The organism is Schinkia azotoformans LMG 9581 (assembly GCF_000307855.1).
GTDB classification, from domain to species: Bacteria; Bacillota; Bacilli; order Bacillales; family Bacillaceae_J; genus Schinkia; species Schinkia azotoformans.
Window position 1 is genome coordinate 20,007 of record NZ_AJLR01000122.1, and the last position, 11,222, is coordinate 31,228.

The 11,222-nt window shown below is 37.7% G+C and carries 4 protein-coding genes; all 4 read left to right on the top strand.

Going from position 1 to position 11,222, the window contains the following annotated elements:
• Positions 1 to 9 precede the first annotated feature (9 nt).
• Positions 10 to 1,620 (top strand): O-antigen ligase family protein, encoded by a 1,611-nt coding sequence (locus tag BAZO_RS14470; RefSeq protein ID WP_003332354.1) that lies wholly within the window; start codon positions 10 to 12, stop codon positions 1,618 to 1,620.
• A 184-nt stretch (positions 1,621 to 1,804) separates the two neighbouring features.
• Positions 1,805 to 4,078, top strand: a complete 2,274-nt coding sequence (locus tag BAZO_RS14475; RefSeq protein WP_003332355.1) for a preprotein translocase subunit SecA — start codon at positions 1,805 to 1,807, stop codon at positions 4,076 to 4,078.
• Positions 4,035 to 4,421 carry a hypothetical protein gene (locus BAZO_RS14480; RefSeq protein WP_003332356.1) on the top strand — a complete coding sequence of 129 codons (387 nt, stop codon included), beginning with the start codon at positions 4,035 to 4,037 and terminating at the stop codon, positions 4,419 to 4,421. Before BAZO_RS14475 ends, BAZO_RS14480 begins: the two co-directional genes overlap by 44 nt.
• 58 nt (positions 4,422 to 4,479) lie before the next feature.
• Positions 4,480 to 11,222: cohesin domain-containing protein (locus BAZO_RS14485; protein ID WP_003332358.1), on the top strand; the 6,743-nt coding region annotated here is incomplete at its 3' end.

The window sequence follows — 11,222 nt, forward strand, 5'->3', positions numbered from 1 at the left end:
GAATTTACTGTGAATAATCACGTATTCAATCATGATATATTTCAACAGAATAGTAAATTAGATCGAATCATTATATTAATTTTATTATCTATCTTTATCATTGTACCGTTGATTGTACGACTTCATGTAATGGATTTTGCAAGCCCTTTGATTGGTCGTTCGATCTTAAATTCAGGTACTAAAGGTGATTTTTATTCCTATTATAAATTTCTTTATTTAATGGGAGCCACTTGTTTGATCAGCTTTTTATTTGTTTTTAGAATGGCCTTTTGGAGCTATCCGGTAAAGGAAAGCTACATTAATATTCCAGTGGCAATTTTATTCGTTATCATTGGACTTTCAGCGGCACTGGCTCCATATAAAACGCTTGCCTTATTTGGTGAATATAACCGCCTCGATGGAACATTAACCTATATCGCCTGTTTGACCTTGTTTTTTATTGCAGCCAATTTGAAATATTCTAATCAATATATCTATGCTTTTATTTATGCATTATATCCGTTTACGATATTGAATGGAATCATTGGCATTGTCACTTTTTATGGTATGGATTTGCTGCAAATCGATTTTATTCATGCGCTGATATTTCCTGCAGATTTAGGAGATGTCAAAATAACAGAAGGATCAAGCTTTCAATCTACCATTAACCATCCGAACTATATAAGCGGCATTTCTGCCGTGTTGATTATGACATTTCTAACACTGGCGATGTTTGAGCCTAAGCGAATTCGGGCATTTATTCATTTTTGTATGGCGGTCATTTCGACGATGCTGTTATTTACATCGATGTCGACAAGTGGTTTTTTAACGATTGTCGTTCTATTTCCACTTTTAATGTTGGTTCTTTATTTTCAGAAAAAGAAACGTCAAGGAATTCTAGCAGTTGGATCATTTCTAATTTGTTTAGTTGTATTGTTAGTAACCATGAGTTCGCATAATTATCGTGTATGGGACAATAGTGTTGGTTTTTTTGTTTCTACTAACCCATTTAATGGTGATTCAATTAGCCTTGCAACGATTGCTTATGCGGAAACAGCAGATGAGCAGGAGCAAGGAAAAAAGGTGGACATTCCTCCTTTACCGATATTGCCAGAGTCCGGTGCTGCGCCAGGTACAGGCCGGCTGTACATTTGGGAAAAAACGGTTGAACTAATTAAAGAAAGGCCGTTCTTAGGCTATGGTATCGACACACTTGCCTATCATTTTCCACAAAATGATGTCGGGATTATCTCTGGTCTGGAAAGTAGTGATATCGTAGTCGATAAACCACATAATTTGTATATTGGACTTGCCTTTGGCTCAGGAATGATTGCATTACTGGCGTTTCTTGCATTGTTAGTCATGCATTTATGGAAATATTGTAAAGTTTTATGGAGAGTTCAATTACAAGACCAGTCATCCATATTATTAATGACTTTATTTATGGGCTGGATGGCCTATATAATCCAAGCTCTGTTTAATGATTCTATTATTGGAACTTCCCCAATCTTTTTTATTTTATTTGGAGTAGGTGTTTCCTATATTCAACAATATATAGAGAAAAGTAATCAAGTTGACGAAGATTATGAATCTTTATTTACAACTGCAGAAACAAATGAAAATGACCAGTGCCATGCCTGAAATGGTTCTGGTCATTTTTGTTCAGAAATTGTTCAGTATCATTGTATATACTAAATTTACTATGAAAATTTTAGGCATTTTGTCTTAGATAGGAAGTAATATTGGGGGGCATGTAGACTACTAGATTTCTTTTATCATTTTTTATACTTTTCCCGATAATTAATACAGAAAGTAGGATAAATGGATGGTAAAGAAAAAATTTAAATCATATATTGCTGAAAAAAATAACACCAAAACCCTTCAGTTCGTCCAAGTGATTAATGAATTACATGGAAACTATCAATCTTTATCTGATGACCAATTGCGAACTGTATTTATTCAGTTAAGAGAGAAAAAAGTGCGTGATGAAAAGTTCCGTTGTTATTTATTTGCTTTAGTGAAAGAAGTGATTTGGCGAGTTTTCCAAATTGATTTACATAATGTTCAGCTGATGGCGGGCTGGGTACTTGCGGATGGAAAGATTGCAGAAATGGCGACGGGAGAAGGTAAAACAATTATGTCTGTTCTTCCTGCTATTTGGTACAACGTATTAGGCAAAAAGGTTCATGTGATGACAGTGAATGAATATTTGGCAAAAAGAGATTATGAACAAATGGGAAAGGTGTTTCGGTTTTTAGGAATTACGGTTGGTTTGAATTTATCTGAAATGCAGCTTTTTGAGAAAAAACAAGCCTATATGCAGGATGTGACTTATGGTGTGTGCAATGAATTTGGCTTTGATTATTTGCGCGATCATATTGCTAAAGACAGGCTGCTAATGGTACAGCCTGCTCTCCAAGTTGCCATCGTTGATGAAGTGGACAGCATTTTAATTGATGAAGCAAAGACGCCGCTGATCATTTCTGAAAAGCAAAAAGCTCCGCCGGATATCTATTCCGTTTGCTCGAAGCTTGTTGCGAAAATGGATAAAGATAAGGACTATGAGCTGGATTTAAGGACAAACCAAGTGATTTTTACACCAGCGGCGATTGGGAAGCTGGAAGCTGTATTAATGATTAATAATTTATATGATGGTGAACATGCTCCAATCTTTCATTTTTTGCTGCAAAGCTTAAAAGCCCATGTATTTTTGAAAAAAGATGAGCATTACATTGTTGATGAAGATAAAATTCAGCTGATCGATCCATTTACAGGGCGGATTTTAGAAGGCAGACAATATAATGACGGACTGCATCAAGCGATTGAGGCGAAGGAAGGTCTGATCTTAAGTGAAGAAAATCGTGTGAAAGCAACGATAACGATTCAAAAGCTATTTAGTTTATATGAAACAGTTGTTGGCATGACGGGGACGATTCAAGTAGAAGAAGAAGAAGTACATGACCTGTATGGAATTGAAGTTGCAGCCATTCCAACGCATAAACCGGTTATCCGCGAAGATGCAGACGATCAAATCTTCGCGACAAAACAAGAAAAATATGAAGCTGTTTTAGCTGAAATACTAGCAAGCTATGAACGTGGACAACCGGTGTTGGTCGGTACGACTTCAGTCGCCCAGTCCGAGCATATTGCAGACATGCTTACAAAAGCAGGCCTTCCTCATCAACTGCTCAATGCCAAAACAGAAAAGGAAGAAGCAGCGATGATCGCCAGAGCAGGAGAAAAAGGTATGATTACGATTGCTACCAATATGGCCGGTCGGGGAACGGATATTGTTTTAGGTGAAGGTGTTGCTGATGTAGGCGGCTTGTATGTAATCGGTACAGAAAAGCATGAAAGCAGACGAATTGACCGTCAGCTCCGTGGACGAGCAGGCAGACAAGGCGACCCGGGAAAATCAAAGTTTTTCTTGTCATGGGAAGATGAATTGATGGTCCGCTTTGCCGGAGAGAGAACTGAAAAATGGAAAAAGAGTGTCAAAAACAATGATTTATTTGAAAAGATTCAAAAAGAAGTCGAAGAGCAAAACTTTGCGATTCGCACGATTGTCTTTTTGCTGGATTCCGTGATTCATGATCAACGCAATCTTTTTTACAACCATCGTCGCCAAGTGCTTGTAGGTGAGGAGTGGCTGGAAACCGCGCAAAACCACATTGCTGCTTATTTAGAAAATACGCTGCCAACTAAGGATAATCCAAAGGTGGATGAGATTATCGGTGGAGAGTATGGGGATTATTATGAACAGTTCGAGTTGGTGCAAAAAGAAAAGGAGCTTTGGCGTGAACGGGTTGAAAAGCTCTCACCGCTTCAACAAAGGCAGCTCCTCCAACTATATATAGGGCTGCTTGATGAAGGCTGGGCTGTCCATTTAGATACAATCCACCATTTGAAACAAAGCCTGCACTCCCGTGTCTATGAACAGCGTGACCCGATACTGATTTTTCACGATGAAGCATGGAAGCTCTATAAAGCGATGGAGGAACAAGTAAGAGAAGCGTTGTTTCATAGCTTGAAAGAATTATGGGAGGAGGAGAACGATGAAGCAAATATTATGGGATCGCTTGCGTACCAAGCTATTTAAAAATGATGAAAAAATAATGGAAGAGCCTGAGGAACCGCAGCCAGAAGAAATAACCCAAACGATTGAAATCATTACTTTACAGGAGCAACTGGGGATTTTCAAGCAGGTTGATCAATATATGAAAGAATACACACCCAAGTATGCCCTTGCTTCTCATGATTATGAAAAGGGCTTCGCCATGAAAAACGACGTCTTTGTCTCAACAGCGGGAGAAGACCCGATTTCAAGATGTAATCTAGAAGTGTTCTACCAACAAGCAGGGACAACAACCAAGGCTGTAACCTATCTCGTCAGCCTAATCAAATTTGGAGGTGATGAGTGGAAAGTATTTCAGGTGAAATAGTCATTTCTAAATAATGAATTAATTATATGGGTAGATTTAGAAGAGGGGAGAATTATAGATGAACAATAAAAATATTAGCAAGTTCCCACTTAGTAAAAAAGGGCTGATGATGATCCTTGCCACAGCAGGGGCGATGCCGATTGCAATTTCAATGCCAAGTGATGCAAGTGCAGGAGCAATATTTTCTTCAGGGACTGGTACAGTAGCAGATCCTTACATCATTACAACAGCGGAGCAGCTGGATGCTGTTCGTAATTTTCAATCAGCACATTTTAAATTGGGAAATAATATAGATTTAAGTGGATATAGTGCAGGGGAAGGTTGGTTGCCGATTGATTTTTTTGAGGGCACACTCGATGGGGCTGGTCATAAAATTAAAAATCTTAAAATTTATCGACCTAATACCCAGTTTGTGGGTTTATTCGGGGAACTAGGCAATTCCAATTTGAAAAATATATATTTAGAGAATGTTGATATTAAGGGATGGCTACATGTGGGCGGACTTGCGGGATACTCGTCTGGAAGTGTGAGCCATTGTTTTATATCGGGTACGGTAGCTGGTAAGTATCAATTTGGCGGACTTGTTGGGACTAATGAGGGATTAATCACTTCAAGTTATTCTGCGGCGAACGTAGGTCTTAATTCCGATGCCAAAAACAATTTTGGTGGAATCGTAGGAATTAATATTGGAACAATTAGTAATAGTTATGCCATAGGAAGAGTGGGTGGTGCTGCCGCTGCCGATATTACAGGTGGTATTGTAGCAGTCAATAATGTTGGTACGGTAGTAGACAGTTATTACGATCAAACTACAACAGGCCAATCTGATACTGGGAAAGGTATAGGAAAAACTACGGTAGAGATGAAGCAACAGGCGACATATGTTGGCTGGGACTTTGCTAATACATGGACGATTCAGGAAGGAGTAGGTTATCCAACACTCCGTGTTTTTAACAACAATAGCGATCAACTGCCGGTTGCATCAAACGTAGAGCTTACTGGAACAGCAGAAGTAGGTTCAACCTTAACAGCCACTTATACGTATACTGATGCCGATGGAGATCTAGAGACGGACACGACTTTTGCATTCTACAGTTATGACTCCAATGGAATATATAATAAAACATTGGTTCAACCGGCATCTGCTGTTAATACTTATGTAATCAAAGCTGCTGATGCGGGCAAAGTAATTAAAGTAGAGGTTATTCCGAAAAATGAAAAAGGAACTGGAGCTGCTGTATCAAGTGCGGCAACTGGCATCATTAAAATGTTTACTGGCACTGGCACAGTTGATGACCCTTATCTGATTACTACGGCAGATCAGCTTAATGCCTTGAATTTAAGAGAGTATAGTGACAAGAATTTTAAATTAGTGAATGATATTGATTTAAGCAGTTATTCAAATTGGCAGCCAATTAGCAGTGGATTTAAAGGAACGCTTAATGGTAATGATAAGACCATTCGTAATTTAACAATTACTGAATCTAGGTATCAAAATACGGGCCTATTTATTACCTTGCAAGATGCAACAATAAAAAATCTCACAATAGATGGAGTAAACATAGATTTAGAAAACCGATTATTTCAATCCTATTCAGTAGGTACTCTAGCGGCATCCAGTTTCAGCTCAACAATAGAAAATGTTCATGTGACAAATGGAACAGTTTCGGGAAGTAGAACGGCGGGATTTTCAGGAAATGGATCGCTAGGTGGTTTACTAGGCTATGCTTATCAAACTACTATTACGAATGCAACTTCAGCAGTATCTGTGGTTGGTGATCTGAATAATAGTAGTTTTGATGACGGTACAGGGGGATTAATAGGTGTATTAGATTCTGGGACTGTTAATAAAGTGCATTTTACAGGCGGCGTAACGGGCCATTATAATGTTGGGGGTCTTTTTGGGAAAGTAGGGTTTTCTTCTAAAGTCAACAATGCCATTGCAAATGGAACAGTAAAGGGAGTATCTAACGTTGGCGGTTTAATTGGATGCATCAATGACGCATCGAGTACGCTTGGAAATTCTTATGCTAGTGGGGAAGTTACAGGTACTTATAATCCAGGAGGGATTGTTGGATATACAACGACCTATGGTGGCCCCGACTTAACTAAAAAGCGATTTAACAATCTTTATTGGAATCAATCAACTACCAAGCAAGCTAGAGGGATATTTGACCCTTTTGATCCAACTTCAGTTGAGTATGGAAAGAGTATTGATTCTCAAACATGGTTACAAGAACTAGAGCTTACAAGTGATGGATATTTTGCATTAGCTGACATTACTATTGGTACTGAAATACCATTTAATGCATATAAAGGGCAAGAATTTGAAGTGCCTGTTTCAATAAGCAATATTCCTTCAAACATATCTTCCTATGATATGATTTTGGATTTTGCAAAAGATAAATTCCAAGTAATAAGTATTTCTCCAATAAATACAAATGCCTTTTCAAGCTTTGATAATCAAAAAGGGTTGATTAGTGTTGGCTGGCCAGATCTAACAAGCACGCTTAATCCATTAACTGGTGTGGAGAAACAACAGTTATTCACAATCAAATTTAAAGCGAAAAATGAAGCTTACTCTGGGGACATGCCTATTATACTTAGTGCGACACAATCATCACCAATAGTGCTTAAAAATGACAACAATAAGAGAGTATTAGCCAACGTAATAGCTGGTAAAATAGCAATTAGCGAAGCTCCTTCACTTTCATATTCTAGTACAACATTTGTCGAAGCAGCTGCGAATGATGGTTCAATCAGCACGACACCGATTACGATTACCTTAACGAACGATACGTTTACCGGTACAGATGGTGAGGATTTTGCAACAAACAATAAATTAGAAGTTGAAAATCTGCCAGAAGGATTATCTTTAAGTGCTATCCGCACGACTGCTAATCAACTTGCAGTGACTTTAACAGGAAAAGCTACTAATCATGCCAATAGCAATGATATTAGTAACATCAAATTATCATTCAAGGATACAGCATTTACAAATGGAACTACATCTATTGTACAGAATACAACAATGGATAATTTAGCCATTGACTTTGCGGATGGAACAGCGGAAATCAAAATCGGTGAGGTAGCAGCATTTGTTGGTGAAGAAATAGAGGTGCCTGTATCTATTACTAAACTATCATCAGATATTGCTGCCTATGGTATATTTATTGATTTTGATAAAGAGGCATTAGAGGTTGTTGATGTCAGTCCTGCAATACAAGATGATATAGGTTTTGCTTACAATGCCATTAATGATGAAGGTGTTTTAAGAACGACTTGGGTTGACATGAGTGGTGGAGATAATCCGATTGCAACAACCCAAGATTTATTCAAAATTAAGTTTAAAGTAAAAGCTGGTGCAACAACTGGGGAAAAGGCATTGACAATAAGTGCTGCTACAGACGAATTCCCTGTACCGCTTGAGTTTACTGGTAGCGACCTAAATAATATCATCGGAACTGTAACAGAAGGCGAAGTTTCCGTTCGGAAATTAATTTATTCTGATACTAAATTTGTCGAAGCAGAAGCTAATAATGGTACCTTCACAACTCCGATTACAATTACATTAGAGAATGATACATTTGTTGGTACAGATGGCGATGATTTTACAGAGTACTTGGACTGGGATTCAACTAAACTACCAGCTGGACTTAGTATTAGTGCTGAACGAACAAGTGCAAATCAAATTGAAGTTAGTTTAATAGGGAATGCAACAAACCATCTAGATGTGAATGATGTTACGACTGCAGACAATTTAAGAATTACCCTTAAGGACCAAGCTTTTACAAAAGGAAATACGGCTGTTGTTAAGATGACAACAAGTGATCCACTTGAAATTGACTTCAGCAATCCGACAGCTAAGATTGCTATTGGTTCTATAACAGGGTTTGCAGGGGATGTAGTAGAAATTCCTGTTTCGATAAGCAGTATTACTTCTAATGTTAAATCTTTTAATCTAAATTTAGAGTATGATCAAAATGTGCTTGATTATGTGACTTTTACTAAAAAAACAACTGTTTCGAAATATAATATTGGCATTGAGAATGATGAAGAGAATGGTAAATTATCGATTACTGGGCTTGGGAACACTGCGCTTTCTACCCTTCAAGAGTTAATTGCCATTAAATTTAAGATAAAAGAGACTGCATCTTCAGGAGATACTTCAATAACATTGGATACAGACGAGGATTACACTTCCGAGTTTACAGATAGCTTCGGGGAAAATGTAATTGTTGATGTAACAGAAGGAACTGTAACTATCACAACTGCGCCATCCTTAAGCTATTCCGGTTCTAAGTTCTATGAATCGGATTTAAATGATGGTTCAATTAGTACGACACCAATTACGATTACATTGGCGAATGATACGTTTACCGGTGTAGATGGCGAAGATTTTGCAGCAACTACGTCTGGAAAATTGCAAGTAACCAATCTACCTGCAAATCTTCAATTGCATGCAATACGAACAAGTGCCAATCAACTTGAATTATCTTTAAGCGGGACAGCTACTAAACACGAAAATATTCATGATGTAAATAACCTAACAATTGCATTTTTAAATTCAGCTTTTACAAATGGAAAAGCATCTATTGTTAATAATGCAATTAAAAATGATTTGCAAATTGACTTTTTTGATCCGGCACCAATCTTAACGTATTACGGTGATACGTTTGTGGAGACGGAAGCAAATGATGGAACCATTCAAAGAAATGTAAAGGATTTCCAGAATCCGTTAAAGATTACTTTAAAATATGATACATTTACCGGAAACGATGGCGACAATTTTACCGATAAAGTATTGATCGAAGGGGTACCAGATGGTTTACAGGCGAAAGTCATTCGTGAGAGTAGTACTTCTTTATATGTTACCTTAGAAGGGGAAGCAGATAATCATTCTGATATCGATGATACAGACAATTTAACAATTTCGTTTCCATATGATTCAGCATTTACAAGTGGAAATGCTGCAAAGGTTACAAATAGTTCAAAATCAGGCGTAAAAATTGATTTTGCTGATCCACGCACTTTAACGTATTCTAGTTTGATTTTTAAAGAATCCGAAAAGAACGACGGAACAATTAGTACAACGCCAATCACGATAACAATAGCAAATGATACATTTACAGGTAACTCGGATGAGGACTTTGTTGCAACGAATAAATTAAAGGTTACAAATTTACCGGATGGTTTAACTGCAAAAGCAATACGAACAAGTGGTACTGAGCTACAAGTGACGTTGGAAGGGGCAGTTGCAAATCATCTAAATGTAAATGATGTAAACAATTTAACCTTTACATTTGATAAAACGGCTTTTACAAAAGGAGATATTTCAGAGGTTGTCAATTCGACTAAAAATGACCTTCAAATCGACTTTGCAGATGTAAGTGGCTTAACGTATTTAAGCACTGTTTTTACAGAATCAGAAATAGATGATGGTTCCATAGCAACAACAGCGATTACAATTGAATTGAGCGACGATCAGTTTACTGGAAACGATGGCGATGATTTTGTAGCATTGGAAAAATTGGAAGTTTCTAATCTACCGGACGGTTTAACAGCAGTAGCACAACGAATAAGCAATACCGTTTTGGAAGTTAAGTTGACCGGAAAAGCTAGTAAACATTTGGAATATAACAATGTCGATGATTTGACTTTTACATTTAATAATGGAGCATTTGTAAGTGGAGATGCTACGAAAGTACAAAATGCAACAAAGGACGACTTGAAGATTGAATTTATAGGTATAGCAAGCTTAACGTATGTCCCTGCAACGTTTATGGAAGCAGACAGCAATGACGGTTCAATCAGTACAACGCCGATTACGATCACATTGGATCTTGATGAGTTTAATGGAACGACAGGTGAAGACTTTGTAGCGAGTGATAAAGTTAACGTATTAAATGTTCCAGCAGGATTAACACCTGTAGCTACACTTATTAATGAAAAGCAAATTAACTTGCAGCTGACAGGAAATGCCGATAATCATGGGCTAGGGAATAATGTTAACAACATAAAAGTTGAATTCTTAGATAATGCCTTTATAAACGCACCTGCTTCAGTGGTTCAATTTGCAACGAAAGATGATATTTCAATTGAGTATTTAAATAATGAGCCAAGTATTACCCTAATAGATTCGAACGAGGATCAAATTGTAAATGCTGATGGTAAAGTTATTTTGGCAGGTACAGCAACAGATGTTAATGCTGGTCAATTTTTATCGGGATCGATAGGGCAAGATATATTGAACGTAACTGCGACAATTGATGGCAAACAAAAAACAACTCCAGTAGATGCACTTGGTAATTGGGAGTTAGAGTGGGAAGGCAGTGAGCTGTCAGAAGGAACCTATACAAATATTGATATTGTTGTAAATGACGGCAGTTCAACTACAAATGATTCAGTATCAATTACCTATACGGGAACCATTTTAGTGGATAAAGTTGCGCCGAAAATTAATAAAATCCAAAAGTCAGTATCACAAGCAACGAACCAATATGTGGCAATTGCAGTAGATGCTAGCGATGATGTATCGGGTATAGCGGAGAAAAAGTTTGCGCTTGGTACTGATGTTGATTATGCACAGGCAACTACATTTGACGGATTATTATTTAACGTTGAGCTAAATGGAACATATACGGTATGGGTTCGTGATAAGGCAGGAAATACTATTTCCGATACAGTTGTAGTAACGGAAATTGACCCAGTGGCGGTTACGAAAGCCGCGCTAGAGATTGGTTATGCGACAGGAGATAGCGTAAATGCAGTAACGCAAGATGTCACCCTAGCGTCAACAGG

Coding starts and splice junctions, on each gene's coding strand:
- BAZO_RS14475 (WP_003332355.1), top strand. CDS start 1,805: ATGGTAAAGAAAAAATTTAAATCATATATTGCTGAAAAAAATAACACC.
- BAZO_RS14480 (WP_003332356.1), top strand. CDS start 4,035: ATGAAGCAAATATTATGGGATCGCTTGCGTACCAAGCTATTTAAAAAT.